Here is a 25,781-nt window from a genome sequence, read left to right on the forward strand (position 1 = left end):
ATGGGTGCGGCGATAGTAGGGGCCGCCGGTCCGCCCGGCCAAGCACGTGTCCCGATGAGCGGAATCCGTCACACTGGTCGCCGTGACCCACGGACAGCCGGTCGATGTATCGAAGCGCGAGGCGGAAGTCCTCGCGGCGCTCGGCGCGCGGTTGTCGAACGCGCAGATCGCCGGGCGGCTGCACATCTCCGTCCGGACGGTCGAGAGCCACATCTCGTCGCTGCTGCGCAAGTACGGCGTCGCCGACCGGTGGGCCCTCGCGGACGAGGCGGAGCGCCGCACCCCGCCGCCCGGCCACCTGAGTGGGCTGCCGTCCGCCCGGACGGCGTTCTTCGGCCGCGAGGCCGAGACGGACCTGGCCGTGGGCCTGCTCGGGGACGCGCGGCTCGTGACCCTCCAGGGCGCGGGCGGGATCGGCAAGACGCGCCTGGCGGCCGTCGTCGCCGAGGCGGCCGCGCCGTCGTTCCCGCTGGGCGGCGCGTTCGTCGACCTCGTCCCGGTGCGGGACGGGTTCGTCGCGCAGGCGGTGGCGTCCGCCCTCGGCGTGACGGAGCGGCCCGGGCAGTCGCTGGACGACGCCGTCGCGCAGCGCCTCGGACGCGGCCGATCGCTGCTCGTCCTGGACAACTGCGAGCACCTCGTGGACGACGTCGCCGGTTTCCTCGAACGGCTGCTGTCCGCGTGCGGGACCGTGACCGTCCTGACGACCAGCCGCGAACGGATCGGCATCCCCGGCGAACGGACCGTGCCGATCCCGCCGCTGCCGCTCGGCTCCGACGCCGAAGGCCTCTTCCTCGACCGCGCCGCCGCGTCCGACCCCGGCTTCGCCGCCGCGCGGGCCGACGTCAGCGAGCTGTGCCGCCGCCTGGACGGGATGCCACTCGCCATCGAACTCGCGGCGGCGCGCGGCGCGTCGCTGGGCGCCACCGGCCTCCTCTCCGCGCTGGACGACGTCCTGCTCCTACTGACCGGCGGGCGCGGGGCGGTGGAGCGGCACCGGTCGTTGCGGGCCGTGCTCGGCTGGAGCCACGACCTGCTCACCGAGGACGAGCAGGCCCTCTTCCGCCGCCTCTCGGTGTTCGTCGGCGGGTTCGACCTGGCCGCGGCCGGAGCCGTCGCGCCCGACCTCCCGCACCGCGCCGACCTGCTGGGACGGCTCGTCGACAAGAGCCTGGTCGTGCGTCCGGCGGAGGGCCGGTGGCGGCTGCTGGAGACGATCCGGGCCTTCGCCGCCGAGAAGCTGGAGACCGGCCCGGAGGCGGCGGCGATCCGCGACCGGTACCTGCGCTGGGCCGCCGCGACCGCCGCCGACCTGGAACGCGGCCTCGACGGCGAGCGCGACGACTGGCGCGACGGTTTCGACCTCGTCGCCGACGACCTGAGATCGGCGCTCGCCGGAGCACCGCCCGGACGCGCGGCCGTGCCGCACCGCCTGGCCCGGTCGCTCGCCCATCTGACCTACGCCCGGAGGTTCCTGCACGAGGTCCCCGGCCACTACGAGGAGGCGGCGCGCCGGGCGCCGACCCCGGGCGAGGCCGCCGCCGATCTGCGGGACGCGTCCGACGCCGCCCACGCCCTGATCAACACGGGCCGGGCCTTCGAGCTGCTGCTCGCCTCGGCGGAGCGGGCCCGCGCGGCGGGGGACGGCGACGCGGAGGCGATCGCGCTGGCGTTCGCCGTCGCGACCGCCGGACGGCACCCGTCCGGGTTCGAGAAGGAGATCCCGCACGGCCGCCTCCGCGAGCTCCTCGACGCGGCGGCGACGGCGGCCGGCGACAGCGCCGACCCGTTCGTCGCCGCGCATCTCGCGGCCGCGCGGGTCTGGGGCTCCCGCGAGGAGAAGGTCAGCCCGGAGCCTTCGCTGATCGGCGACGCGGTCGCCGCCGCCCGTGCGACCGGCGATCCGGTGCTGATCGCCGCGGCGCTGGACGCGTCCGCCGGGGCCGGGCTCGCCGCCGGACGGTTCGGGGAGGCGCACCGGATCGCCGCCGAGCGGGTCGGGCTGCTCGCCGCGATGCCGCGCGACGTCCCGTACCCGGCGCCGGAGATCACCGACGTGTTCCACATGGGGGCGTCCTGCGCCGTCGCGGCCGGGGACCTGCCCGCCGCGCTGTCCACGGCCCGTCTCGCCGGGGCCGACGACCTGATCGGCGACCGGTCGCCGGTCGCGCTGTCCACGCTGGTCCCGGCGCTCGTCCTGACCGGCGACCTCCGCGGCGCGCTCCGCCGCGCGCCCGCGCTGTGGGAGGTGTGCGAGCAGGCCGGGAGCCCGCTCGCGTGGGTGTCCCCGGCCGTGGCGGCGGTCGCGCTGGCGTACGGGCTCAGCGGCGACGACGACCGCTTCCGGATGTGGCGGGCCCGCGCGGAACGGGTCGCGGGCGGCGCCGGGTCCCGGTATCTGGCCTCGTTCGCCGCGTTCGTGGACGCCCGCACCGCCGTCCACGCGGGAAGGGCCGACGAGCGCCTGGTCGAGGCCGCGTTCGCCGAATTCCCACCCCAGGACTGGTACCGGGCCTACGCCCGCGCCGCCGGAGCGGAACTCGCCGTCGCCGCCGGTCTCCCCGACGCGGCCGGACGGCTCGCCGCCGCCACCGCGTCCGGGAACGAGAACGACTGGGCCGCCGCCTGCCTGGCCCGCGCCGCGGGCCGCCTGCACGGCGACGAGGACGAGCTGTCCGCCGCCGTCGAGGCGTGGGAGCGCATCGACGCGCGCTTCGAGCGGGCCTGCACCCTGGTCCTGATCCGGGGCCGCGCGGACGAGGGCCGCAAGGAACTGGCCGCGCTGCGGGCCCGCTGACGGAGACCCGTCGCGGTACCGCACCGGCGCGTGGGCCAGGTCACGGCCGGTGCGGTACCGGCGGGCGTCCGGCGATCCTCCCCGCCAAGGGATCCGCCGGACCGCACTCCCGCCCGGGACCCACGGGAGGAGGGTGCCCCGGGCGGGAGGTCGTCACCCCGCGCCGATCAGCCGCGCAGGGCCTGGGAACGCGGTGTTCCCGGCTCGTTGTCGATCAGAGCGGAGATCTCCCGGTAGACGAGGCTGATCCGGGTTCCCCAGTTGGGGCAGCCGCCGAGGTGGTGCAGCGCGATCACCTTGTGCGACGACCCGGCCAGGACCGGCGAACCGGAGTTCCCGCCCGACGTGTCGCACATGTAACCGGTGTTCACCCCGGACGCCGCCGTACGGATCACGCAGTTGCCGCCGCCGTCCTCGACGACCGACAGCCGCTTCGGCAGCACGTCGCCGTGGCCGGGAATGTAGATGCGCTCACCGGCGGTCGGCTCACGCGTCTCCAGGTAGAGCGTCCCGAACTGCTGGATGCTCTCGAAGTTGTTCACCGAGAACAGGGCGTAGTCCAGGGCGCTCAGCGGGCTCAGCTTGAGCAGTTCGGCCCCGCTGACCTTCGTGCCCGCCCGCGGGTCGCGGCCGCCGCACGTGGCGCATTCGTAGTCGAACTGGAACTCGCTGCCCCGCAGGTCGGCCGCGTTCTCCATGCAGTGCTGGTTGGTGAGCATCGTGTTGGTGTCGCCGACACGCCACGACGTGCAGTGCCCGAGACCGTTCAGCAGCTGGCGGGCCACCGCGCGGGAGCGGGCGTATTCGGTGGGATGGCTTGTCTTGTAGCAGGTCGTGTCACGGCGGTCCTCAGCGCCGCAGACGCTGAACGGACGAGGATTGGCCGCCGCGTACTCGGCCTTGGTGAAGCCGCGGAAATAGGAGTCGATCCGGGCGCCGAACCCCTGCCGGGTCAGCGCCGCGGCGTCGCCGTGCTTCGCGGACGAGTGCAGGGTGACGACGGCGGTGTCCCCGTCGATCGACATAGCGGCGAAACCCGTCCCACCGTGGACGGTGAAGGGGGAGTCGCCGCGCTGCTTCCGGACGGACGGGTCGCCGTAGTACGTGTGCACCTCGCGGCCGGACGGCGAGGCGACCGTGATCCGGTCGCCGGGGAGCAGCCGCACGGACGCGAAATGCACCTTGACGTAGCTGGAACCGGCCTCGCGGACGGTCACCTGGGTGGATCGGCTTCCAACCGCGTACCGCAGTTGGGTGTTCGCGGCCTTCTTCTCTCCGGCCACGTCGGGCTTGGGAGCGGGCTCGGTCGTAGGACGGGCTTGGCGGGGTTGGGCTTCTTGGCGGGGTTGGGCCGGTGCCGCCTTGGCGACGTCACCGTTCCGCGCGGGAACGGCCTGCGCCGTGGCGGCCGGCAGGACGAGGGTCACGGCAAGCGGGAGAACCGTTGCCAGGATGCGTGACCTTCTGGACATGTGCGCACCTCCTCTGGGGGTCGAGCTGCGCTTGGCGGGATGGGGGGAAATATGTGGATGTCCGGCCCGGCCTCCACCCCCATCCCGAGGAGAAGACCGGACCGGACACTACTGAATACTTTTCATCCTCAGGAATCTGCACAAGTGACGCTGTGCGACAAGGGCGGATGAAAAATATTCACCTTTGACGACTAAAGCGTGATGCTCCAGCCGTTAAGGGTCCCGATGTCCTGGGGCCCGTAATCGTAGATGTACACCTGCCAGTTGCCGGCCGCCTGCGAGCTGACGCCCGGGACCTGGAAGGTCCGCGCGCCGTTCCAGGGCGTGCACTGGTATTGACCGGTGCCCTGCCGCTTGACCACGTAGTCCTGGCCGCCGGGCGAGCGCAGCCAGATCCCGAGGTCCTCCGCGCAGGTGTGCTGCGCGTCGATCGACAGGTTCACCGTCGTCGCCGCCTGACCCTCGATCGCGACCTGGATCGGGCTGACCGTCCAGGTGTAGTCGCGGATCGGGTAGTCGGTCTCGCTGGTGAACGTGCGGTCGTCCGGAGGCGTCTTGGTCACCGCCAGGGTGTAGGTCGCCGTCCGGGTGACCGAGCCCTTGCCGGTGACCGTCACCGTGTAGCTGCCCTCGGGCGTGCTAGCGGTGGTGGCCAGCGTCAGGGTCGCGGTTCCGCCCGCCTTCACCTCACCTGGGTTGATGGTGGCCGTCACGCCGGCCTGCGACACCGCCGCAGAGAGCGCCACCTGCTGCGCCGTCCCCTGGGTGAGGGCGGTGCGGACGGTGGCCTGCGCCGACTTGCCGGCCTCGACCGTTCCGTTGGACGGGTCGACCGACACCGAGAAGTCGTCGGTCCCGTCGCCTTGCACCCGCAGGGTGAAGCTCGCGGTGTGCGTGGCGGACTTCCCGGTGCCGGTCACCGTCACGACGTAGTCGCCCGCCGGGGTGTCCGACGAAGTGGCGACGGTCATCGTGGACGTCGCGCCGGCCTGGACGGTGGCGGGACTGAAGGTGACCCTCGGCCCGCCTGGCGACACCGTTGCCGTCAGATCGATCGACTGGGCGGCGCCCTCGGTCACCGTGGTGTTGATGGTGGCCGTGGCCGACTGTCCTGGTTGGACGCTTGCGGAGAGGGGATTGGCCGCCATGGAGAAGTCGTCCGACGGGGTCGTCGGACCCACGGACGTCTTCCACAGCGCCCATGCGATGGCGTCCGTGCTCCGGTCGAGCGCGGTGTTGTTGATGTTGCTCGGGTAGCTGTCGCAGGACGCGTGGTAGCAGCGGTCGAAGGCCACGCCGGCCTGACCGCCCCACTTCTGCGCCTGCGCGGACGACTTCGTCGCCGACGCCCCGGTGGACAGGAACGACGTCGCGATGCCCGCGTTGCGGAACGGGCCGTCGTCGCTGCAGCACTCGCCCATCTCGTCCGGGGCGAGGCTGATGGAGTCGAAGTATCCCTTCAGGTTGGCGGACAGCTGCGAGTTGAGGTTGTCGATGAAGTAGCCGGCGTTCGGGCTGCCGACCATGTCGAAGTTGAAGTAGCCCTTGATCTTCGAGCGCTCGGTCTGGGCGAGGCGGCCGACGTAGAACTCGGAGCCGTTGAGGCCCTGCTCCTCGTCCGTCCACCAGCCGAAGCGGACCTTGTTGAGCATGGTGGGCTTCTTCTGCGCCAGCGTGAGCGCCGTCTCCAGCAGCGCGGCGGAGCCGGTGCCGTTGTCGTTGATGCCGGGACCGCCCCGGACGCCGTCGAGATGCGCGCCGAACATGTAGACGCTGTTCGCGTCACCGCCCGGCCACTCGGCGATCAGGTTGGGTCCCGCGCCCGCCGTGCACCCGGAGGTGCACGCCTGCCGGGTCACGGTGAACCCGGCCGCCTGCAGCTTCTGCTCCACGTAGGACACGGAGGCGGTGTAGCCGCCGCCCGCCGCGTAGCGGTTGCCGCCGTTCTGCGTGGCGAAGTTCTGGAACTGCTGCAGGTGCGCCTTGACGTTCTCGACGTTGATGTCCGGCGGGTCGGTCGTCCCCGGGCCGCCGCTTCGCTCCACGTTGACGGAGTAGGTGGCGGTCTGGGTCTTCGACGCGCTCTTGCCGGTCACGGTGACGGTGAACGGCCCGGTCTGCGCCGTGTCGCTCGCCGTGACCGTCAGCGTCGCGGTGTTGCCGGACTGGACCCGAGCCGGGTTGAAGCTCGCGTTCAGGCCGCTGTTGGCGGGCGACACGGACGCGGTCAGGTCGACCGCCTCCGAGGAGCCGCCGGTGACGGTCGTCGCGACCGTCGCCTGCACCGACGCGCCCTGCTTCACCGTGCCCGCGTTGGGCGAGACCGACATCGAGAAGTCGTTGCCGGTCGGCTGGCAGGTCGGCTCACCCGACTGCGCGGGCATCGTGACGGCGTCCCACGCGGCCTTGACCTTGTTGTACCAGCCGCAGGACGCGTCGAGGTTCTTCGCCGCCTGAAGCGTCAGCACCCGGTAGCGGGGGTAGCTGGTCGACGACGTCTTCAGCATCATCGCGTTGTAGAAGATCTTCGCCGCGTTCATGATGCCGATGCCGGTCATGCTGCTGCCGTTGCAGGTCGGGCTGGTCGGCTTGCCGCCGCCCGGGTTGTTGCCCTCGGCGAGCAGGTAGAACCAGTGGTTGCCGGGCCCTGCCGCCTTGTGCACCTCCATGCCGGGAACGGAGCTGGAGTAGCAGTTCGGGTCGTTGTTGACCCGGGACGGCTCGTACATGTTGCGGATCGGGCCGTTGCCGACGAGGTTGATCTCCTCGCCGACCGTGTAGTCGGGGACGTCCTCGGGGTTGTTGAGGAACGCCTCGGTGGCCGCTCCCCAGACGTCGCCGACGAACTCCTGCGTACCGCCGCCGGAGATCCCGCCGGGCGTGTAGTTGTCCAGGCCGTGGCCGAACTCGTGGGCCACGACGTCCGTCGCGGTGATCCACTGGTTCTGGTTGTTGTAGCCGAACTGGGCCTGGCCGTTCGTCCAGTAGGCGTTGACGGCGGCGAGGCCGACGTACGCGGGAGCCCACTGGCCGTTGGTGTTCAGGCCGGTGCGGCCGAACGACTTCAGCAGGTCCCACTGGCCCTTCGCGGCGTACATGACGTCGACGCAGCCGGCTTCCTTGCTGGTCTTGGACGTGCTGCCCCACACGTCGTCAGGACCGGAGAAGATCGCCTTGCTGCTGTAGTCGGCGCAGGTGACGCCGGGACGCTCCGGGTCCCGCATCGTGTACTGGCCGCCGGACTGGGTCGTTCCGAACTGGAGGTTCGGCCCGCCCCAGATGCCCGTGCCGGTGCCCGCGACGACGAGTTCCTTCTCGTCGAACCGCTTGCCGGTCAGGGCGTCGACGTAGACCTTCTTCTGGCTCGGGTGCTTGCCGTCGCGGCCGGACACCGTGGTCTCCCACGCGAGCCTCGGCTTCGCCAGAGCGTGCACGACCAGGCGCGGCTTGAGCGTGGTGCCGTCCGGCTTGGTCAGCGCGCCGCGCGACTTCCGCGCGGCCGTGTCCGCGCCGACCTTCGGCGCGACGCCGATACCGATCGCGTTCTTCTGCGCCACCGACAGGTTGCGCACGTGGCCCTTGCCGTCCGTCGCGACCACGAAGTCGCCGCCCACGACGGGAAGGTCGCGGTAGGTGCGCTCGTAGGCGACGTAGGTCAGGTTCCACGGGGTGCCGACGACCTGCGTCCGGACGTACTTGTCGCCCTTGCTCGGGTGCAGTTCGGCGACGCGTCCGGCGATCAGTCGTTCCGCCGAGACGACGGCCGCGGTCTTCGGATCGGGGGTCGATCCTTCCGCGCTGGGGGTCGCTCTCAGGGCCAGCGGCACCAGGCCGCCGATCCCGAGAGTGGCGGCCACAAGGGTCGCCAAGAGGTGTTTGCGTTTCACTTCCGCATGCCTCCACTGAGGGGTGAGACCGCACCGCGGGGGGACGGGCGGCCGCAGGCACGGCGGTGCCGTCCACCGCCAGCGGGGGCACGCCTGCACCATGCGCCGGGCGCTCAGATTGGGGCAGAAGGCGATCGGGCAGGGGGCAGGAGATTCAGGGGGGCGGGGCGCTAGGAGCTGGTGGACGGTTTGTCGTGCCTTGCGAAAATGAGGGTGACATCTGCGGAACCCTTGCGGGCCCTTCCACTTGGGCATAGCTTCACGGCTATGCAGGTGGAACTGCGGCACTTACGGGTGCTCTGCCAGCTCGCCGAGACGGGCAGCATCACGCGTGCCGCGGCGAGCCTGGGCGTCTCCCAGCCGACGCTCAGCAACCAGCTGCGCCGGATCGAGAAGGCGTTCGGGGGGCCGCTGTTCGTGCGCGGCGCGCAGGGCATCACGCCCACCCCGCTGGGACGCCACGTCCTGGCCCGCGCCCGCGGCGTGCTGGCCGACGTGGACGACCTGCTCGCCACCGTACCCGGCAGCGGCACCCGCACCGGCATCCGGCTCGGCACGCACCCCCACATCCTGCTGGGCGAGTGGCTGCGCAGGCTGGAGACCGAGCTGCCGCACCGCACCGTCAGCACCAGCCTCGACTACTCCGGCGCCGTCCTCACCCAGCTCCTCGCCAACGACCAGGTCGACGTCGTGTTCATGGGACGGGTCGCCGACCACCACGCGCCGCCGTGCCCGCCCGGGACCACCGAGCGCGTCATCACGATCGAGCCGTGCGGGATCGCGCTCGCGTCCGCGCATCCGCTCGCGAGCCGCGGCCGGGTCAGCCTGACCGACCTCGCGGGCGAGACGTGGATACCGCCGCAGGGCGGCGACGACGGCGGCACCGCCATGCTCCGCGCCGCCTGCGAGGCCGCCGGGTTCACGCCCCGGTTCCGGTACGCGGGCGTCGACTTCAACAGCATGGTCGGGTTCGTCGCCGCCGGGTTCGCCATCACGCTCGCGTCGCCGACCTGGGTGCCGGGCGACGGGATCACCGTCGTCGCGCTCGCCGGCCGCGCCACCGACGCCTACCGGGTGCTGCGCTGGCGCACCGCCACCATGCCGACCAGCGAGATCGACATCCTGCACCGGACGTTCCACGAGCTGTACAAGCCGATCGTCCAGCGCAACACGGCCACGCTGGGCTGGCTCGCCGACCACCCCGACGCGCGCCCCCGCACCCTCGACATCCCCACCACCTGACCACCCGCGCGGCATAGCGCGGCCCGGGGCGTCAGCCGGGTGGCGGGGCGTCGGCGGCTGGACGTCCCGCGCCCGGGCCTAGGCGTCCCGGGGGCGGGCGGACGACTGGCGTTTCGACCGCTCCCTCGCCCGGGGCCGCGCCACCTCAGGGCAGCGCCCGTCCGCTAGGCACCGGCCGTCGGGCCGCCCGGAACCGGAACACGTGCCGGTACGACTGCGGCGAAACACCGGCGACCCGTCCGAAGTGATAACGCAGATTGACGCCGTTCCCGAAACCGGTGTTACGGGCGATCTCCTCGATCGGGCTGTCGGTGGTCTCAAGCAATTCCTGTGCCAGCCTGACGCGCTGCTGGAGCAGCCACTGCAGCGGAGTGATGCCCACCGTGTCGCGAAAACGGCGGGCGAACGTCCGCTCACTCAAATGCGCGACCCTCGCCAGCTCCGGAACCGAGATCGCCTGATGCAACCGCTCGCGCGCCCATTCCAGCACCGGCGCCAGATCGTCGTTCTTCTCGGCGACGACGACGGGCTTGGTGTACTGGGCCTGCCCGCCCTCCCGGTGCGGCGGCACGACCATCCGGCGCGCGATCTCGTTGGCCACGGCCGCGCCGTGGTCGCCGCGCACCAGATGCAGGCAGGCGTCGATCGCCGCGCCCGACCCCGCCGTCGTGACGATGTCGCCGTCGTCGATGTAGAGCGGAGCCGGATCGAGCTCGACCTCGGGGAACCGATGGGCGAAGTCACCGGCGTTCATCCAGTGCGTCGTGGCGCGGCGTCCGTCCAGCAGTCCCGCGGCCGCCAGCGCATAGGCGCCCGTGCACAGCGACACGATCCGCTTGCCGCGCCCCGCCGCCTCCCGCAGAACCTCGATCAGCTCGGACGGCGGAGCGAGCTGCACGTGACGGGCCAGCCCGGCCACGATCACGGTGTCCGCGTCGAGCAGATCGCCGTACCCATGCGACGCGTGCAGACTCACCCCTGCACTGGACGGCAGCGGACCGGGCGCGGCCGCGCACAGCCGTAGCTCGTACCAGGGGTCCACGATGTCGCTGCGGTCCGTGCCGAAGACCTCGCACGGGATGGCCAGCTCGAACACCGGGGTGCCGGGCGTCACCGCCAGCCCGACGACATGTCCGCTCATGGCAGGAATTCTACGGACACCGTCTTTTCTGCCGCTAGTGATCGCCTCCGCCACCCTCGACGCTGAATGCCGTGACGAACTCCAGCGGGCACCTCACCTTCGGACAGGGCACCGCGATGTACGTCGGCGCGGTCCTGGGCACGGGCGTGATCGCCCTCCCCGCCCTGGCGGCCGAGGCCGCGGGCCCGGCGTCCCTGCTCGCCTGGCTGGCCCTGGTCGTCATGTCGGCCCCCCTGGCGGCGACGTTCGCCGCCCTGGGCGCCCGCTATCCCGACGCGGGCGGAGTGTCCACCTACGCACGCCTGGCCTTCGGCGACCGCGCCGCGGCGGTGGTCGGCTGGTGCTTCTACTTCGCGATCCCGCCGGGCGCCCCCGCGGCGGCCCTCTTCGGCGGCGCCTACGTCGCGGCCGCGACCGGCGGCGGCGCCACGACCGCCTTCGCCACGGCCGCCGCGCTGATAGCGGTGGTCACGGCCACCAACATGGCGGGCCTCCGCGTTTCAGGACGGCTCCAGCTGATCCTGGCCGCCCTCCTCGTCACCCTCCTCCTCGTCTCGGTCGCCCTGTCCCTCCCCGACGCCCGATGGGACAACCTGACCCCGTTCGCCCCCCACGGCTGGACGGCCATCGGATCCGCCGCGGCCCTGCTGGTGTGGAGCTTCGCGGGCTGGGAGGCGATCACCCATCTGGCCGCCGAGTTCCGCCGTCCCGACCGCGACCTCCCGCGCGCCACCGCCGCCGCGGTCTGCGTCGTCGGCGTCCTGTACCTCCTGGTCGCCTTCGCGATCATCACCGTCCTCGGCCCCGCGGCCTCCACGGCGGACGCCCCGCTCGGCGAACTGATGGCCCGCGGCCTGGGCGGCAACGCCCGCTGGCCCGCCGCCGCGGCCGCCGTCCTCCTGACCCTGGGCACGATGAACGCCTACTACGCGGGCGTGGCCAAACTGGGCGCCGCCCTGGGCCGCGACGGCGCACTGCCGTCCTGGCTGGCGCGCGGCAGCGTCGCGGGCCAGGTCCCCCGCCGAAGTCTGGCCACCGCCTCCGCAACCTCATTCGCGGCCCTTGCGACAGTCGCCCTGACCGGCCTAGGCCCCGAACCCCTGGTACTCCTGACGACCGGCTCTTTCGTAACCGTCTACGCGATCGGCGTAGCGTCCGCCATCCGCCTACTCCCGCGCCGCACCCTCGCCCGCGCCTCCGCCTTCGCGGCCCTGACCGCAGTGGCGGCCCTCCTCCTGATGACGGGCCGCTACCTGATCTGGCCCGCCGCGATAACCGCCGCCGCCCTCACCTACCGACACCTGAAATCCCGCCGCCCCTCACCACCCCCGCCAAAGCACACCGGAAAGCAACTCACCCGCTCCTGAGACATGCCTTCAGTGGGCCTGACCGTGGGTGCCGCGACCTGTCGTGCCATCTGTCGTTGATCTTCGTGTCAGGTGGTGGTCGAACGGTCATCTTCTCCGGGGTCGATGCTGGTGCGGCTCTGATCCGTCGTGTGTGAGAAGGGGCGTGCATGTCGTCCTGGAGATCGGCGCGCATCGTGGCGGCTGGTTCGGCGGCCGCGCTGGTGTCGTCCGTTGTCGTCGCCGTTCCGGCCGTGGCGGGGGCGGGGCTCTCGCCGTTCGAGGCCGTCGACCAGTTCATCGGCACCGAGATGGACACGTCCCAGAACAAGAGCAACGACGCCTACGGCAACACCTTTCCGGGTGCGGCGGCGCCGTTCGGGATGGTGCAGTCGAGCCCGACGACGTACAAGCCGGGAAACCCGCTCGTCGGCGAGAAGGGCGGGTACGAGTACACGGCCGGCCTCATCCGCGGGTTCGGCATGACGCGGTATTCGGGGTCGGGCTGCACGGGCCGCTTCGGCGGGTACGAGTTCCCGACGATTCCGTACGCGGGGGAGTTGCGGGACGGCGCGTTGCCGGTGAATCCTTCTACCGACATCAAGAATTACTATCTGCGGTTTCAGCATGGGAAAGAGGTCGCGGAGCCCGGGTACTACTCGGTCGGGCTGGATAACGGGGTCGCCGCCCGGCTGACAGCGAGCCCGCGGACGGCCGTCAGCCAGTTCGACTTCCCGGACGGCGAAAATTCGACCCTGATTCTGGACGCGTCCGGCCCGAACAACCGCACCTTCGGCACCGACGTCCAGATCGACCCGAAGACCCGGACCGTGAGCGGGTGGCTGCACGGCGCCGACCTCTGCGACAACGGCAACTACTACCGTGCCTACTTCTCTACCACGTACGATCAGAACTTCGCGTCTTATGGGGTGTGGAAGGACGGGCAGATGTCCGTCGGGGGCACGCACGTCGAGAAGAGCACTGATGACGTGAAGGCCGATTATCGGCATGACACGGGGGCCTGGATCACCTTCGCGGACGGCGCCAAGGTGACGGCGAAGACCGGGCTCAGTTTCGTCAGTGTGGACAACGCGGCGGAGAACCGCGACGTCGAGGTGGGGAGGGCGAGTTTCGGTGCGGTGCGCGCGCGGGCCGCACGGCTCTGGCGGCAGGCCCTCGGCACGGTCGAGGTCTCCGGCGGGACGGACGAGCAGAGCACGAAGTTCTACACGGCGCTCTACCATTCGCTCCTGCACCCGAACGTCCGGGACGACGTCAACCGCGAATATCTCGGATATGACGGCAAGGTGCACCGGGTCGAGCGCGGCCGGCACTTCTACAAGAACTTCGCCGGTTCCGGCTGGGACATGTACCGGAGCCAGGCCCAACTCATAGCGTTGACATTCCCCGAGGTCGCGAACGACATCAACGACTCGATCGTGAAGCTGACCGAGCAGACCGGCTCCTGGGCCCCGGGAGCGGCCCGGATGCAGGGCGACAACCTGCAGGTGATCCTGTCCACATTGGACGACATGGGCGCGACCCGCTACGACCGCGGGGCGGCGCTCAGGTCGATGACGTCCACGCAGAAACTGCCGGCGACGGCGACGTTCCGCACGGACGGCTACCAGTACTTCGCAGCCGGGCTCATCGAGAACCGCAAGGGCGATTTCGCGACCTCGCGGGTCCTTGAATACGCCATCGACGACTTCGCGATCGCACAGCTCGCGCGGCGTCTCGGCGACAAGGTGTCTTATCAGACCTTCATGGAGCGGGCACAGAACTGGATGAACGTCTTCGATCCCGTGACCAGGCACATCCGCCCGAGGGAACGCACCGGTTTCGATCGGAACTTCGACCTGCGGGTGCGCGACGACGGTCAGGGACGCGGCCAGTTCAACCAGTCGACCGGGTATCAGTACGGCTGGCTCGTCCCGCACAATCTGTCGACGCTCATCGGCAGGCGCGGCGGCACGGAGGCGTCCATGAAGGCGCTCGACGTCCTCATGGAAGACCTGGACGCGGGCGCGTACACGAAGACGGGGAATTACCTGTCGAACCAGCCCGCGTTCAGCACGCCATGGGTCTACAACTGGCTGCAAGCGCCGGAGAAGACCACCGATGTGTTGTACCGCGCCGTCAGGGAAATGTACGACACTTCGCCGTCCGGCCTGCCGGGCAATGACGACCAGGGCTCGTTGAGCGCGTGGTACGTGTTCGCCAATCTCGGTGTGTATCCAGCGATCTATGGCACGGGCGACCTCGTCATCGGCGCGCCGATGTTCGACAGGATCGTCATCGCCCCCTTCGGGAGCCGCCGGGTCATCAGGATCGACGCGGCCGGCGTCCAGCGCGGAAAGCGCTACGTCGCGGGGATGCGCGTCAATGGACGTCCGCAGACCCGGTCGTGGGTCGACGCGCGTCTCGCCCGCCATGGAGGCACGCTCGACTTCCGGATGTCGGCGACTCCGGGCAGGTGGGGAACCGGTGCGCAGGACATTCCGCCCTCGTACACGGACGGCGCCGACGCGCGCAACAACGTCGGCACCACCCCCGACGGGCGCGGAAACCTGGGTTCTCTCGACCTCAGCGACTGGTCCCTGTCCCGGGAGAGCCTCGCCGCGGCCGGCGCGAAACCGGGCGCCGAGCTCCCGCTGGACGGCACCGGAATCGTGTTCACCTGGCCCGACACCGCACCGGGCAGGCCCGACAACTGGATCCCGCACGGCCAGCGGATCCCACTCGACGGCGCGCCCGGCGGCGCCGTTTCCTTCCTCGGGCTGGCGACCAACGGGCCGGCGACCGGAACGGCGACGGTCGAATACACCGACGGATCGACACAACAGATCCCCGTCGAATTCGCCGACTGGGCCAAGGCGGCGACAGCGGGAAACACCGAACTCATCAACATCACCGGTCGCAACAATGCGAACGGCTCGACCGGCAGCGGCGCCTTCCGGGTCTTCGCGACGCGTCCCGTCACGCTGAACGCGGGCAAGCGCGTCCGTGCGGTGACGCTCCCGCAGGCCAGCGATCAGGGCATCATGCACATCTTCGATGTCGCGACCTCGAAATGACGAACGCCGCACACCGTCAGGGCAGCAGCTCGTTGCGTTGGGCCTTGGTCAGGCTGGCCACGACGAGCTCGTAGGAATGGTCGATCAGCTCCAGCAGTTCCTCTTCGGGCACCGAGCCGTCCAGGACGACGGTGTTCCAATGCCGCTTGTTGAGGTGATAGCCCGCGGTGATCGCGGCATAGCGTCCACGCAGGTCGAGGGCCAGGTCCGGGTCGCACTTGAGGCTGACGCTCCCCGGCTGGGCGCCCAGCGGCACCAGCGCGAACATCCGTCCGGCCACCTTGAAGACGGCCACCTCGTCACCGAACGGATAGTCCTCGACCGATCCCGGCTTGGCCAGGCATTCCCCGATCACCCGATCGCGCCGCGCGTCGTCCGCCATCACATGCCCCCGTCCATTCCCCGGCCGTCGACGCCATTCTGCCGTCACCGGCACAACGCAATCCACACCCCGACTCACCGGACTCGTCGTCCGTGGGGGACCCGCTCCGCACTTCGATCATCGCGCTGGTCGACGAGAGTGCGGGTCAGCTGGTGAGGGCGGCGAGGAGTTCCTCGCGGCGGCTCGCCCCGGTCTTGCGGTGGATGGCTTTGAGGTGGTCGTTGACGGTGTGCACCGACAGGTCCAGGCGCCGGGCGATCTGCTTGGGCGCCACCGCGTCGCGCAGGTGGGTGAGGATCTGGCGTTCGCGGGGGGTGGCCTGGTACCAGTCGCAAAAGGCCGGGAGTATCTGCTCGCCCCCGGCGGCCCGGATGGTGACCGCCACGTCCCCGGCGCCGTCGTCCAGCGGTGCCGCCTGAATGCTGATCCACCGGCCGTAGCCGGCGGCGGGTCCCACGACCAGTGGACGAGTCGCGCGCGGGTCACGTTCGTAGGCGCGTGCCTTGATCGCCAGCCCGGCCATGAACGGCTCCATGATCCAGTCGGGGTTGGGCTGCCGGCTCCGCACCAGTTCCAGCCAGGAGCGCGCCTGGAGGGTGGCCGCGCGGACGGTGTCGTCGTCGCCGACGATGACACGCCCGGCGGCAGTGCCGCCACAGCCGGTGTCAGCGGGCCCGCGGCGACATATCCGCGCAGCGCGGCCAGCAGCACCGGGGTCAATCTCCCCACCCGCAGGTGCCTGGACGTCCGCTGGGGAAACGGCGGCGACGGGGCCGCCATCGGCATGTTCGACTGCTGGGGCGGGACGCCCCAGCAGTGGAGTCCCGCCGGAAACAGGCTGGTCAGCGGCGTGGCCACCAACAAGTGCCTCAGCGTCCTGAACAACAACTTCGGTTACGGGGGCGCCGTGGTGAACTGGAACTGCAACGGCGGCGACGGCCAGGCCTGGCGAACCTGAACCGCGACGCACACTTCTTAAGGGCCCGCCGCTGACCCGCGGCGGGCCCTTGAGCCACGAGCCGAGAAGACGGAGACGCACATGACAGAGCCCGCGGCGATTTCCCGGCAGCGGATCATCGTCAACGAGGACGGAAGGCCCTACCCCGGCGTACCGATCATCAGCCAGGTCGTCGCTCACGGCGACACCGTCTACCTGTCCGGCGTCGTCAGCGATCCGATCAATCCGACCGGCGACGTCCGGTTCCAGACCAGAGAGGTCCTTCGGCAGATCGACCAGCTCCTGGGCTCCGCCGGGACCAGCAAGTCCAGGCTCCTCACCGCGCAGGTCTGGCTCGCCGACATGAGCATGTTCGCCGAGCACAACGACGTGTGGAACGAATGGGTGGACGCGGCGAACCCGCCGGCGCGAGCCTGCGTCCAGGCGCATCTGTTCCGCCCGGACCTCCTCGTCGAGATCATGGTCACCGCCGCCCGCTGACGCGGCCGTCCGGCCGTGCGAGGCAGGGGCAGGCCGTGCGCGGGGCCGGGTCAGGCCGTGCGGGGCCGGGACGGGGTCAGATCAGGCCCTGGGCGAGCATCGCGTCGGCGACGCGTTCGTAGCCGGCGATGTTGGCGCCGACGACGTAGTCGCCGGGGGCGCCGTAGCGTTCGGCGGTCTCGTAGCAGGTGTCGTGGATGGAGCGCATGATCCCGGCGAGCTCCTCCTCGACACGGGAGAACGTGAAGGCCTCGCGGCCCGCGTTCTGGCGCATCTCCAGCGCGCTCACCGCGACGCCGCCCGCGTTGGCGGCCTTGCCCGGGCCGAACGCGACGTCCGCCTCCTGGAAGATGTGGACGGCCTCCGGCGTCGCCGGCATGTTCGCGCCCTCGGAGACGGCCTTGACGCCGTTGCGGACGAGCAGCGCCGCCGCGTCCGCGTCCAGTTCGTTCTGCGTCGCGGACGGCAGCGCGATGTCGGCGGGCACGTCCCACACCCGGCCGCCCGGCACGAACCGGGCGGACGCGCCGCGCAGGTCGGCGTAGTCGGACACGCGGCCCCGGTCGACCTCCTTGACGTGCTTGAGGAGGTCGAGGTCGATGCCCTTCTCGTCCACCACGTAGCCGCCCGAGTCGGACACGGTGATCACGTTCGCGCCGAGCTGCTGCGCCTTCTCGATGGTGTAGATCGCGACGTTCCCGGCCCCGGACACGACGATCTGCTGGCCGTCCAGGTCCTCGCCGCGGCGGCGGAGCATCTCGGCGGTGAACAGGACGTTGCCGTAGCCGGTGGCCTCCGTCCGTCCCGCGGAGCCGCCCCACAGCAGGCCCTTGCCGGTGAGGACGCCCGCCTCCCACCGGTTCGTGACCCGCCGGTACTGGCCGAACAGGTAGCCGATCTCGCGGCCGCCGACGCCGATGTCGCCGGCCGGGACGTCGGTGTGCTCGCCGACGTGCCGGTGCAGCTCCGTCATGAACGACTGGCAGAACCGCATGACCTCCTCGTCCGAGCGTCCGTGCGGGTCGAAGTCGCTGCCGCCCTTGCCGCCGCCGATGCCGAGCCCGGTCAGCGCGTTCTTGAAGATCTGCTCGAAGCCGAGGAACTTCACGATGCCGAGGTTGACGGTGGGATGAAAGCGGAGCCCGCCCTTGTACGGGCCCAGCGCGCCGTTGAACTCGACGCGGAACCCGCGGTTCACGTGGACGTGGCCTTCGTCGTCCTGCCACGGCACCCGGAACATGATCTGCCGCTCGGGCTCGATCAGCCGCTCGACGAGCTTCGCGGCGCCCAGCCGCGGCCGCGCCGCGAGGACCGGGCCGAGGGACTCCAGCACCTCGTGGACGGCCTGGTGGAACTCCGCCTCGCCCGGGTCACGCCGCAGCACCCGCTCGTACGACTCCTCCAGGACGGCCAAGATCTCGGGCGGGGCCGGCAGGCGGGAGGCCAACGGCATGGTGAAGATCCCTTCATCGACGACCCCTCCACTCTAAAACCTGTCTTTCACAGCCTTTGACAGGCCCGCCGAAGGTTCGCCTCCCGTTCAGGATCGGCCGCTGACCTGGGAACGATCCAGCTGGGGACGTTCGGCGCGGGGTGCCGAAAAGGGGACCGGGCCGCGTCCTCCCTGGGTGAGGACGCGGCCCGGCGGGAGGGGACGTCAGGCTCCCGGGCACTTCTTCCACGCGAAGTGGTAGGTCGTCTTGACGCTACCGTCGGTGGAGTCGAAGGCCATGAAGCTGGTCTCCTTCGAGCTGCCCTTGTTCACGCGCAGCTCGGTGTTGATGTTGAAGTTGCGGTCCTCGCCGCACGGCTTCCAGACCAGTTCCGCGACATCGGTGCGGTCGGAGAACTGCCAGTTGTCCGAGTACGAGCCCTTGAGCGTGTGCGACACCTGGCTCGTCTGCGTCATGCCCTGGTGGTAGTAGCTGGCACGCTGCAGTCCGGTCGCGCCTTCCTCCAGGTACGCGAAGCCGCGGTAGTCGGCACCGGCGACGGCGTACGTGAACCCCTGCGGCACGTGGACGCGGAGGGCGAGCTGGCAGTTCTTCCGGAAGTCGATCGGGCTCGACTCGCCGCCGGCCTGCGCGAGGTAGTCGCTGTAGGTGACGGTGAAGCCGGTGTTGTCGCTGGCGGTGGCCACCGCGGTGGTCCCGGCCTTGCAGCCGGAGCCGTTCACGGTGAGCACGTCGATGAGGATCTTGTCGTCCGGCGGGGGGTCGTTGACGTCGGCTGACGCGGTCGGAGCCGCGGAGAGCGCCAGCGCCATGGCCGGAATGGCCATCGCCGCTGCGGTCAGTCCTTTACGCATCGTTCCTTCTCCTCTTACCGTCGCGGGGGGCACTTCATCCACTCGAAGTGGTAAATGGTCTTGATGCTGCCGTCGGTGGAGTCCATCGCCATGAAGCTGAGCTCCGCCGGGTCCGAGCCCTTGGTCACGCGGAGCTCGGTGTTGATGTTGAAGTTGCGTTCCTCACCGCACGGCTTCCACACGAGCTGACCAACGTCGTTGGTGTCGGTGAACTGCCAGTTGTCGGCGTACTCCCCCCGGAGCGTGTGCTGCTTAGCAGCGGTCTGCTGCTGGCCTTGGAAGTAGTAGCTGGCCTTCTGCACGCCGGTCGCACCGGGCGCCAGGGCCGCGAAGCCCCGGTAGTCGGTGGACGAGATCGCGTAGGTGAATCCCTGCGGGACATGCACCTTCATGCTGATCTGGCAGTTCTTGCGGAAGTCGGTCGGAGACGAGGAACCGCCCGCCTGGACCAGGTAGTCGCTGTAGGTGACCGTGAAGGCCTCCTTGTCGTCCGACACCGCGACGGCGGCCGTTCCCGCCGGGCAGCCCGAGCCGTTGACGGTCGCGATCTCGATCGTGACGCCGTCAGGGCCGGGGACGAAGTACGAGCCGGGCGAGGCGGCCGCCGCTGGCGCCGCCGAAGCGGCAGCCATGGCGATTGCGGCGACCGCGGAAAAAACGATCCCTTTACGCATGCGATTCCTCCTTGCTGGAGCCTGCGCAAAGGGAGCGTAAAGCTGGCTGATCAAAGCGGTCAATCACCAACTTTCAACATACGAAAACCCGGCGTTGACCTCGGTACACCTGCGTTGATCAGCAAGAATGGAGCGTCCAACGTCATTCATTGTGAACGGAACGTTCCATCAAGTAGATGAACAGAAATCAAATTGCCTTACAGAATGAATAGAAAACGTCCCGAGAACCCCTGTGACGTGCTGCGGAACCCGGCCGGTGGCGGCACTATGCCGTGGCGCATTCCGGCCACGCTTTCCGGTTTAGACGCCGTCCCTCAACCGCTCCGCCAGAACGGCCGCCTGGCTGTGATCGACGTCCCGCGTGGCGGTGAGCAGGGTGATCGGCCCCCGCTCCGCGAGTTCCCGCAGGCGGGCGAACGCCGCCGCGCGCTCGGGATCGCCGAGTTCGGCCTCGTATCGGCGGGTGAACTCGTCGAACTTATCAACACTGTGTCCGTACCACTTGCGAAGCTCGGTGGACGGCGCGACGTCCTTCGCCCACTCGTCCAGCCGCGCCTTCTCCTTGGACAGCCCTCTCGGCCAAACGCGGTCGACCAGGATTCGTTTTCCGTCACCGTCCGAGACCGGTTCGTACACCCTGCGCAGTCGTACGTCCATGTCCCCTCCCATGCCCGCCGAACTCCCCTTGGCCCTCCCATGCCCGCCGCACCCCCGAGAATTCCGATCCCCGGGAATGCCGATCCCGAGAATGCCGGCGCCCGGCGAATACCGGCGCCCGGCGACACGTTCAAGGGCGGCCCGGCGGCGTTGGGCGGTTGGGCGGGGTGGGGCGGTTGGGCTGGGGTGGGCGGTCGGGCGGGGTTGGGCGGTTGGGCGGGGTTGGACGGTTGGCGGCGGTGTGGTGGGCGAACTCGGCGGCGGCGGTGCGGCGGGCGAACTCGCCGGCGAGCGCGCGGCCCAGGACGTCGTCGTCGGGCCGGTGCCGTTCGAGGTAGGCGAGGGCCTCGGCGAGCTCCCCGGCGGTCAGCCGGCCGACCGGCTTCGCGGCCCAGCGTGGGAGCGCGGGGTCCGGACGTCCGGACGGCGGCGCCGCGCGCGGATCCGTGTTCACGAGTCACACCCTTTCCATTTCGGTGACCACTTTCATCCCGGTGGACGGCGCCGCGGCGGCGCGGCGGCGGGTGGCGCATTCGCCGACTCGAATAGGATCGCCGCGTGCATTGGTGGAGCCAGCAGGCCTGTGACGCCGCCGCGGAGGCGCAGGCCGCCGATCCCTCGCCGGGAAATCTGATGGCGGCCGCCCAAGTGCAGGCGCTGGTGTCGCTGGCGGAGGCGCTGCATCGCGTCGCGTCCGTCCTGGAAGAACGGGACGGCGCCGAGAACACCCCGCCGGTGAGCACTTTTCATCCCCGCTAGGCCCGTGCCGTCCGCACGCCGGTGCGGACGAAGTCCGTCCGGCCGGAATAGTGAAATACCGGTGCGCCCGCAGGGGGACGCACCGGTATTTCACCGGCGTTCAGGCATCGCTGAAGGATTTGCGTTCCGTCCTGCCGTTCGTGCCCCCGGCGAGGCGGGAGGCCTTCGCGATGGGCGGCCGCGGCGCCGGGACGGTCTCCGCGGCGTGCTCGGGCTCGGCCGCCGGGGCGGCGGGCCGCTCGTCGGGCGCGGCCGGTCCCGGCTCGTCGCGCGGACGGTCCCGCAGCCGCCTGGCCGCCTGCCGGAGGGCGCGCTCGCCGACCAGGCGGGTCAGCTCCAGGCCCCAGCAGTCCAGCTTGTCGAGGTCGGTGAGGTCGTCGCGGTGGCTGAGCTCGGCCGCGAGCCCGCCGAGCCGCTGCGCCTCGGCCAGGTCGAACTCGCGCATGAGGTGGCAGCACAGCTCGGCGAGCGCCGCGTGGTCGCGTTCGAACGACAGCCCGGACAGGTCGTTGTGCGACAGCCTGCTGAGCGCCCGTTTGCGTTCCAGTTCGCCGTCGGCGATCCGGAGGATGCCGTTGAGGAGCGCGACGGGCCCGGTGCCGACGGCCCTGCTCTGGGCGGGGGCGAACGACATGCGCAGCACGGCGGCGGACCCGATCCCGGCGGCGAGCACCCGGACGGCCGTCAGGCTCTCCTGGGGCGTCGTCGCGGGCAGCCCGAACGTCCAGCCGGACGCGGTCACCGCGATCAGCGCGACGATCGACGCGCTGGCGTTGACGAACACGAACAGCAGCCCGCCCGGCGACAGGAGCGCGGCGACCGGCTTGTCACGGTAACGCGCGGCCAGCTCGGCGACGCCGATCGCGCCGCCGATCAGGGCGGCGAGGAACATCTCGACGGTCATGACCTTCCTCTACGCGCTGCGGGCGGCCAGCCGGCCGAACGGGGGCTCCTCGGACCTGCCGCGCCGCGGCAGCAGCGCCGCGGGACGCTGCCGCGCCGCGCGTTCGGCGCGTCCGACCTCCAGGAAGACCAGCAGCCATTCCGTGGGGCCCGCCGCCAGTCCGGTGTGGGTGCGCAGCGCCTGCTCGCGCGCGCGGAGAAATACCAGCAGCCATCCGGTGGGGCCGGACGCCACGGTGCTCGGAATTCGTGAATGCATGGGGACGACCATTCCGCAGGCGCGTGGTGAAGTCGACGTCCGCCGCGTCAAGTTTTCGCGACGTGGCCCTGGCGCGGCGTTCATTTCCGGTGGGCCCGCCGTACGCCGGAAAGGTCCGCGCGAACGCGCTGATCTTCTCTCTATTGCCCGGCGGCCGTCATCATTTCAACGAACGCGGGAATTCCTTGACGAAGAATTTCGGGTCCGGGCGGGCGGCGGATGCGTTCTCACCTGAAGGCTCAGGCGCGAATTCACGCGGAAAACGGACGGAGGGGCCACTCCCCCGAAGTGACCCCTCTCCCCCCGTTCCGCCGTGTCGGCCCGGACGCACACACAGGACCGGCCGCTCCCCCCGAAGCGGCTCGCCCGGGCCTTTCAGCGGATGCGTCGAAGGTAGCGAGCCCGGGGCGGCGGCATCGAGGCTTCACCCCCGCTCATCGACGAACGGGCGACTGTGTGCGACGAGCGGAACACGCTCCGCGTCCGTCCGATGGCGCAGCGCGACGGGCGATGTCCGGCTTACGCCGGTTACCCTGGGTAGCGCGATTTCGCGCGGCGTGCGAAGAACATCCGGACGGGACGGCGAGGAGCACAGGCGATGGCTGCCGGACAGGTGCGACCGATCACGCTGGTGGGGACACCCGTCCTGCACCAGCCGTGCAGGCTCGTCGACGACTTCGACGCGGCGTTGAAGGAACTGGCCGACGACATGTTCGCCAGCATGTACGAGGCCGATGGGGTCGGCCTTGCCGCGAACCAGATCGGTGTGGCGCTGCGCGTCTTCGTCTACGACTGCCCAGACGAGGACGGCGAGCGGCACAAGGGAGTGGTCGTCAATCCCGTCCTGGAGTTGCCCGCGCTGGAGAACCGGCGGCTGGACGACGGCGACGAAGGCTGCCTTTCCGTGCCTGGCCCGCATGCGCGTCTGGCCCGTCCGGACCGTGCGACCGTCCACGGCTTCGACGTCACCGGCGCGGCGGTCACGGTCGAAGGGACGGGCCTGCTCGCCCGCTGCCTCCAGCACGAGACCGACCACCTCGAAGGCCGCCTCTACATCGACCGGCTCTCGTCCCGCGCGCGCAAGAAGGTCCTCAAGGAGTACGAGACCCTGCGCACCGAACCCGACGCCCTCAGCGGCTAGCCGTCCCCGACGACGAGACAGGCGAACGGTCTGGTTCTAGATTGGAAGGGTGATCGCAGTGCTCGACGCCCCGTCCAATCTCGGGCTCCGGCCGCCGCGCGAGGGGCATGAGCCCGGGGTGCGCCGATTGGCCCGCGCGCTGCGCGGGCACGACATCGTCGGCCGCCTGAACGCCGAGGACGCGGGCCGCGTCGACCCGCCGCCCTACGTGTTCGGCCCGGACGAGGCGACCGGCTACCTGAACGGCCCGGGCCTCGCCGACTACGCGGAACGGCTCGCGTCCCGCATCGGCGAACTCCTGGACACGAACCGTCCTCCAGCCCCCACCCACCACCAACCAACGGACGAGTTCCAACCGACGAACCTGTTTCCGGTCGTGCTCGGCGGCGACTGCGGCATTGCGCTGGGGCCGATGCTCGCCCTGCGCCGCCGTCCGGGCACGTTCGGGCTGGCGTACCTGGACGGGCACGACGACTACTCGCCCCGGCTCGATCCGGCGGCCTGGGCGGGACGGCTGACGGCGGGCGGGCTGGCGCTCGGCCTGGTCACGGGCCACGGCCCGGACGCGCTCGCCGACATCGGCGGGCTGCGTCCCTATGTGGCGGAGGAGCATGTCGCGCACATCGGCGTCCAGCGGGAGCCCGGGGACCACGAGATCGCCGACGTCGCCGCGTTCGACACCTCGCGCATCCGCCGGTATCCGATCGAGTACGTCCGCGAGCACGGCGCAGACGCCGCCGCCGAAGGGGCGCGAGCCCATCTGGAGGCCGCGCCCATCGACGGCTTCTGGATTCACCTGGACGCCGACATCCTCGATCAGAGCGTCATGCCGGCGGTCGATTCGCCCAACCCGGATGGTCTGTCGTTCGAGGAACTCACGTCCGTCCTGACGACGTTGGTGGCGAGCCCGCGCGCGCTTGGCTTCCACGTAGGCATCTACGACCCCGAGCGAGACCCGGACGGCATGGCAGGCGCGGCCCTGACGGACACGATCGCCACCGCCTTCCGCGCGTCCGGTGTCGCCTAGCCGCCCAGAAGGCGCTCGTATTCATACAGGACCCCGGCGAATTCGCCTGTCGGTACCTCGCAGGCATGCCCGGGAAGCCACAGATGCTCCAGCCGGACGGTCTGGACATCCAGCCGCACATGGCACGCGTTCCCCGTGTGCTCCCAGCCAGGACGCGCGTTGCGGACGACGTCCAGATGGTGCCGATGGCTCTGGACGTCATGAAGCAGAAACGCCGTCAGGACGTGACGCGGCCCGTCCACCGAGCGGGCGAACTCGCTCGCGCTCGACGCCGCGGCCTCCAGCTCAACACCGGAGTCAGCCAGCTCTGGGAAGAACACCCGCACGTGTTGCACGACGCCACCGACCTCGATCGGCTCGCAAGGGAGACGCAGAATCGCCTCCGGGTCGACGTAGCCGTGCACCGGAACACCGGCGACGACACCCGACCACGCTCCTGGGACGGCACTGATGAAACGGGCCCGGGTCAGGGTGTTTCCCAGTTCCGTCATGAGCCGTTCCAGATCGATGCCACGCGGCATGAACGTCTTGGTGCCGCCGCGTAGGCGCGTGCCCGTCTCGTCCAGGACGGCGAGGTCGGCCCAGCACGCACCGGAGCCGGTCTCCAGCACGCCGTGCGGAAGGCAGGCGTCCGGGTGCGGGGTGAGCCCGGCGACGTCCTCCAGGACGGCGCGCGGCGTCTGGACCAGCCCCCACCCCTGCGTCCGGTGCGACACGGACCCGAGCGCGAGCGACGCCGCCATCGGCTCGGCAGACCGCTCTCCAGCTCCCGCCCATCGCCAATCAATGGACGAGCTCCGCTCGACGCCCCGCTTTTCGATCAGCGCGCGCTCCAGGCTGCGGCGGCTTTGCAGCGCCCCGACCTCGTGCAGGTATTCGTCCAGGCACTTGCGCAGGACGTCCGGGTCGAGGTCGCAGGACGCCCAGCCGCCGACGTCCCGCACGTGGACGATCGTCCCGTCGAAGTCGAGCCGGTGATAGCGATACAGCTCCTGCCACGGCTCGCGCGGATCGCGGCGGCCGCCGGGCGCACCGGTCGCACCGGGATCGCCCGCGGCGCCCCGGCCGCTCGGGTCAGCTGGGTCGCCCGAGGCGCCGTCGAGCCGTCCGCGGGCGCGGACGATCGCGGAGACGTCCTCGCCCAGGTCGTTGATGAGGAAGTCGCGCAGCGGAGCGTGCAGCGGATCGGTCTCCACGGCGACCCGCACGCCGTCGCTGCGGAACCGCACCGGAAGCGATATCGCCATTCGGGTGATTATGCCGATAAGCGA

At 70.6% G+C, this 25,781-nt stretch carries 22 protein-coding genes; 9 read left to right on the top strand and 13 right to left on the bottom strand.

Features of this window, described 5'->3' with window-relative positions:
- Nucleotides 1-82: 82 nt before the first annotated feature.
- On the top strand, nt 83-2,797 hold the full coding sequence (locus tag ACH34T_RS06670) for an ATP-binding protein (RefSeq protein WP_395991085.1): 2,715 nt from the start codon (nt 83-85) through the stop codon (nt 2,795-2,797).
- Nucleotides 2,798-2,964: 167 nt separating this feature from the next.
- On the opposite strand, the gene ACH34T_RS06675 is transcribed toward ACH34T_RS06670, so the two are convergent.
- Nucleotides 2,965-4,269 (bottom strand): trypsin-like serine peptidase, encoded by a 1,305-nt coding sequence (locus tag ACH34T_RS06675; protein WP_395991086.1) that lies wholly within the window; start codon nt 4,267-4,269, stop codon nt 2,965-2,967.
- A 191-nt stretch (nt 4,270-4,460) separates the two neighbouring features.
- Nucleotides 4,461-8,156: a M28 family peptidase gene (locus tag ACH34T_RS06680; protein WP_395991087.1), complete on the bottom strand. Its 3,696-nt coding sequence runs from the start codon at nt 8,154-8,156 to the stop codon at nt 4,461-4,463.
- Nucleotides 8,157-8,423: 267 nt separating this feature from the next.
- Between ACH34T_RS06680 and ACH34T_RS06685 the strand changes: the two genes are divergently transcribed.
- A complete protein-coding gene (locus ACH34T_RS06685) occupies nt 8,424-9,398 on the top strand; it encodes a LysR family transcriptional regulator (RefSeq protein WP_395991088.1) in 975 nt (324 codons plus the stop codon).
- Between the two features lie 145 nt (nt 9,399-9,543).
- Here the strand turns inward: ACH34T_RS06685 and ACH34T_RS06690 are convergent, their stop codons facing one another.
- Complete coding sequence (locus tag ACH34T_RS06690; protein WP_395991089.1) at nt 9,544-10,539, bottom strand: GlxA family transcriptional regulator; 996 nt, start codon at nt 10,537-10,539, stop codon at nt 9,544-9,546.
- 71 nt (nt 10,540-10,610) lie between these two features.
- Between ACH34T_RS06690 and ACH34T_RS06695 the strand changes: the two genes are divergently transcribed.
- Nucleotides 10,611-11,906 (top strand): APC family permease, encoded by a 1,296-nt coding sequence (locus ACH34T_RS06695; RefSeq protein ID WP_395991090.1) that lies wholly within the window; start codon nt 10,611-10,613, stop codon nt 11,904-11,906.
- Between the two features lie 149 nt (nt 11,907-12,055).
- On the top strand, nt 12,056-14,962 hold the full coding sequence (locus tag ACH34T_RS06700; RefSeq protein WP_395991091.1) for a GH92 family glycosyl hydrolase: 2,907 nt from the start codon (nt 12,056-12,058) through the stop codon (nt 14,960-14,962).
- A gap of 16 nt (nt 14,963-14,978) precedes the next feature.
- Here ACH34T_RS06700 and ACH34T_RS06705 read toward each other — a convergent pair whose 3' ends face one another.
- Complete coding sequence (locus ACH34T_RS06705; protein ID WP_395991092.1) at nt 14,979-15,344, bottom strand: MmcQ/YjbR family DNA-binding protein; 366 nt, start codon at nt 15,342-15,344, stop codon at nt 14,979-14,981.
- A 145-nt stretch (nt 15,345-15,489) separates the two neighbouring features.
- Complete coding sequence (locus ACH34T_RS06710; RefSeq protein ID WP_395991093.1) at nt 15,490-15,912, bottom strand: response regulator transcription factor; 423 nt, start codon at nt 15,910-15,912, stop codon at nt 15,490-15,492.
- Between the two features lie 21 nt (nt 15,913-15,933).
- On the opposite strand from ACH34T_RS06710, the gene ACH34T_RS06715 reads away from it, so the two are divergent.
- Nucleotides 15,934-16,302, top strand: coding sequence for an RICIN domain-containing protein (locus ACH34T_RS06715; protein ID WP_395991385.1), 369 nt, complete (start codon nt 15,934-15,936; stop codon nt 16,300-16,302).
- A gap of 81 nt (nt 16,303-16,383) precedes the next feature.
- Nucleotides 16,384-16,782 carry a RidA family protein gene (locus ACH34T_RS06720; RefSeq protein WP_395991094.1) on the top strand — a complete coding sequence of 133 codons (399 nt, stop codon included), beginning with the start codon at nt 16,384-16,386 and terminating at the stop codon, nt 16,780-16,782.
- A 76-nt stretch (nt 16,783-16,858) separates the two neighbouring features.
- Here the strand turns inward: ACH34T_RS06720 and gdhA are convergent, their stop codons facing one another.
- The 5 genes from gdhA to ACH34T_RS06745 form a co-directional block, all read right to left on the bottom strand.
- The gene (gene gdhA / locus ACH34T_RS06725) at nt 16,859-18,235 is read right to left on the bottom strand and encodes an NADP-specific glutamate dehydrogenase (RefSeq protein ID WP_395991095.1); all 1,377 of its coding nucleotides are present in this window, start codon (nt 18,233-18,235) and stop codon (nt 16,859-16,861) included.
- A gap of 204 nt (nt 18,236-18,439) precedes the next feature.
- A complete protein-coding gene (locus tag ACH34T_RS06730; RefSeq protein WP_395991096.1) occupies nt 18,440-19,090 on the bottom strand; it encodes a DUF4360 domain-containing protein in 651 nt (216 codons plus the stop codon).
- Between the two features lie 14 nt (nt 19,091-19,104).
- Nucleotides 19,105-19,764: a DUF4360 domain-containing protein gene (locus ACH34T_RS06735; RefSeq protein WP_395991097.1), complete on the bottom strand. Its 660-nt coding sequence runs from the start codon at nt 19,762-19,764 to the stop codon at nt 19,105-19,107.
- A gap of 300 nt (nt 19,765-20,064) precedes the next feature.
- On the bottom strand, nt 20,065-20,421 hold the full coding sequence (locus ACH34T_RS06740) for a DUF488 domain-containing protein (RefSeq protein ID WP_395991098.1): 357 nt from the start codon (nt 20,419-20,421) through the stop codon (nt 20,065-20,067).
- A gap of 130 nt (nt 20,422-20,551) precedes the next feature.
- Entirely contained in the window at nt 20,552-20,875 is a 324-nt protein-coding gene (locus ACH34T_RS06745; RefSeq protein ID WP_395991099.1) for a hypothetical protein, read from the bottom strand.
- A 104-nt stretch (nt 20,876-20,979) separates the two neighbouring features.
- Between ACH34T_RS06745 and ACH34T_RS06750 the strand changes: the two genes are divergently transcribed.
- A complete protein-coding gene (locus ACH34T_RS06750; RefSeq protein ID WP_395991100.1) occupies nt 20,980-21,180 on the top strand; it encodes a hypothetical protein in 201 nt (66 codons plus the stop codon).
- Nucleotides 21,181-21,280: 100 nt separating this feature from the next.
- Here ACH34T_RS06750 and ACH34T_RS06755 read toward each other — a convergent pair whose 3' ends face one another.
- Both ACH34T_RS06755 and ACH34T_RS06760 read right to left on the bottom strand, forming a co-directional pair.
- On the bottom strand, nt 21,281-22,084 hold the full coding sequence (locus ACH34T_RS06755; protein ID WP_395991101.1) for a hypothetical protein: 804 nt from the start codon (nt 22,082-22,084) through the stop codon (nt 21,281-21,283).
- A 9-nt stretch (nt 22,085-22,093) separates the two neighbouring features.
- Nucleotides 22,094-22,342, bottom strand: a complete 249-nt coding sequence (locus tag ACH34T_RS06760; RefSeq protein ID WP_395991102.1) for a hypothetical protein — start codon at nt 22,340-22,342, stop codon at nt 22,094-22,096.
- A 598-nt stretch (nt 22,343-22,940) separates the two neighbouring features.
- Here ACH34T_RS06760 and def point away from each other — a divergent pair.
- Nucleotides 22,941-23,483 carry a peptide deformylase gene (def, locus tag ACH34T_RS06765; RefSeq protein ID WP_395991103.1) on the top strand — a complete coding sequence of 181 codons (543 nt, stop codon included), beginning with the start codon at nt 22,941-22,943 and terminating at the stop codon, nt 23,481-23,483.
- 49 nt (nt 23,484-23,532) lie between these two features.
- Nucleotides 23,533-24,510: an arginase family protein gene (locus ACH34T_RS06770; protein ID WP_395991104.1), complete on the top strand. Its 978-nt coding sequence runs from the start codon at nt 23,533-23,535 to the stop codon at nt 24,508-24,510.
- Here ACH34T_RS06770 and ACH34T_RS06775 read toward each other — a convergent pair.
- Nucleotides 24,507-25,757: a hypothetical protein gene (locus ACH34T_RS06775; protein ID WP_395991105.1), complete on the bottom strand. Its 1,251-nt coding sequence runs from the start codon at nt 25,755-25,757 to the stop codon at nt 24,507-24,509. The genes ACH34T_RS06770 and ACH34T_RS06775 overlap by 4 nt on opposite strands.
- Nucleotides 25,758-25,781 lie beyond the last annotated feature (24 nt).

Source organism: Actinomadura sp. 9N215, assembly GCF_044326345.1.
Lineage (GTDB): Bacteria > Actinomycetota > Actinomycetes > Streptosporangiales > Streptosporangiaceae > Spirillospora.

Excerpts from the sequence above, each read along its gene's own strand:
- ACH34T_RS06730 (WP_395991096.1), bottom strand. The coding sequence starts at position 19,090 with ATGCGTAAAGGACTGACCGCAGCGGCGATGGCCATTCCGGCCATGGCG.
- ACH34T_RS06690 (WP_395991089.1), bottom strand. The coding sequence starts at position 10,539 with ATGAGCGGACATGTCGTCGGGCTGGCGGTGACGCCCGGCACCCCGGTG.
- ACH34T_RS06675 (WP_395991086.1), bottom strand. The coding sequence starts at position 4,269 with ATGTCCAGAAGGTCACGCATCCTGGCAACGGTTCTCCCGCTTGCCGTG.
- ACH34T_RS06700 (WP_395991091.1), top strand. The coding sequence starts at position 12,056 with ATGTCGTCCTGGAGATCGGCGCGCATCGTGGCGGCTGGTTCGGCGGCC.
- ACH34T_RS06775 (WP_395991105.1), bottom strand. The coding sequence starts at position 25,757 with ATGGCGATATCGCTTCCGGTGCGGTTCCGCAGCGACGGCGTGCGGGTC.
- ACH34T_RS06685 (WP_395991088.1), top strand. The coding sequence starts at position 8,424 with ATGCAGGTGGAACTGCGGCACTTACGGGTGCTCTGCCAGCTCGCCGAG.
- gdhA (WP_395991095.1), bottom strand. The coding sequence starts at position 18,235 with ATGCCGTTGGCCTCCCGCCTGCCGGCCCCGCCCGAGATCTTGGCCGTC.
- ACH34T_RS06740 (WP_395991098.1), bottom strand. The coding sequence starts at position 20,421 with ATGGACGTACGACTGCGCAGGGTGTACGAACCGGTCTCGGACGGTGAC.
- ACH34T_RS06735 (WP_395991097.1), bottom strand. The coding sequence starts at position 19,764 with ATGCGTAAAGGGATCGTTTTTTCCGCGGTCGCCGCAATCGCCATGGCT.
- def (WP_395991103.1), top strand. The coding sequence starts at position 22,941 with ATGGCTGCCGGACAGGTGCGACCGATCACGCTGGTGGGGACACCCGTC.
- ACH34T_RS06720 (WP_395991094.1), top strand. The coding sequence starts at position 16,384 with ATGACAGAGCCCGCGGCGATTTCCCGGCAGCGGATCATCGTCAACGAG.
- ACH34T_RS06705 (WP_395991092.1), bottom strand. The coding sequence starts at position 15,344 with ATGGCGGACGACGCGCGGCGCGATCGGGTGATCGGGGAATGCCTGGCC.
- ACH34T_RS06760 (WP_395991102.1), bottom strand. The coding sequence starts at position 22,342 with ATGCATTCACGAATTCCGAGCACCGTGGCGTCCGGCCCCACCGGATGG.
- ACH34T_RS06755 (WP_395991101.1), bottom strand. The coding sequence starts at position 22,084 with ATGACCGTCGAGATGTTCCTCGCCGCCCTGATCGGCGGCGCGATCGGC.